The organism is Loktanella sp. DJP18, assembly GCF_049310965.1.
Classification (GTDB): Bacteria; Pseudomonadota; Alphaproteobacteria; order Rhodobacterales; family Rhodobacteraceae; genus Loktanella.
Window position 1 is genome coordinate 1 of the sequence record NZ_JBMERN010000391.1, and the last position, 662, is coordinate 662.

General features: G+C 60.4%; 1 protein-coding gene. It reads right to left on the reverse strand.

Annotation, left to right across the window (positions count from 1 at the left end; genetic code table 11):
- Positions 1-88: 88 nt before the first annotated feature.
- Positions 89-529, reverse strand: a complete 441-nt coding sequence (locus ACOI1H_RS26085) for a hypothetical protein (protein ID WP_422441266.1) — start codon at positions 527-529, stop codon at positions 89-91.
- Between the last annotated feature and the right edge of the window lie 133 nt (positions 530-662).

Here is a 662-nt window from a genome sequence, read left to right on the forward strand (position 1 = left end):
ATGTATATGTGTCCTGTTTTTTGTGACGCGACTTTCTGAAATTTGGTGCAAGGCGTCACAAAATTCAGGACGGTTCGGCCGGTTTTGGCTACCTATCATGCGGTGCCGTCCTGTTTTTTGTGACGGCCATGCACTGATTTTGTGCGGGGGTTCTAAATTTGGCGAAGGATTTGCGGGCGGGCTTGCCGTCTGGCGTGGCTTCCTCGTCCAGTCCCCAAACCGACGCCTGACCAATCCCTGACGGCCCCAGATGGGGGGCTTGGGTCAGGTAGATGAACCCGCGTTCCTCTAGCGCCTTGAACCACGGCCCGACCGTGTTGCGATGCACTGCCAGCGCCGCCGCCGCGTCACGGTGGCTAAGGTAGATATCGCCGTTGTTCATTCCGTTGAAGCGGCGTTTCAGTTCGATGTAAAGCGCGCGGGGACCGGGGGGCATGGTCGCCCATGCCTCCGTCACTTGCACCCATTCGGGAAGCTGGACGAAACGCCCAACCCCCCTCTTGCCATGTTTGTATCGCTTGCCAGCCATCAGCGCTTGTCCGTCCGCTGGCAGGCCAGCCAGACGCGCACCGCGATGACAGGACAGCCAACGCCCCCCAGGTCGATCCATGCGGCCTGTGCGGCCCCATGTGCGACCTTGCGGGCCATGATGTGCCACTTGT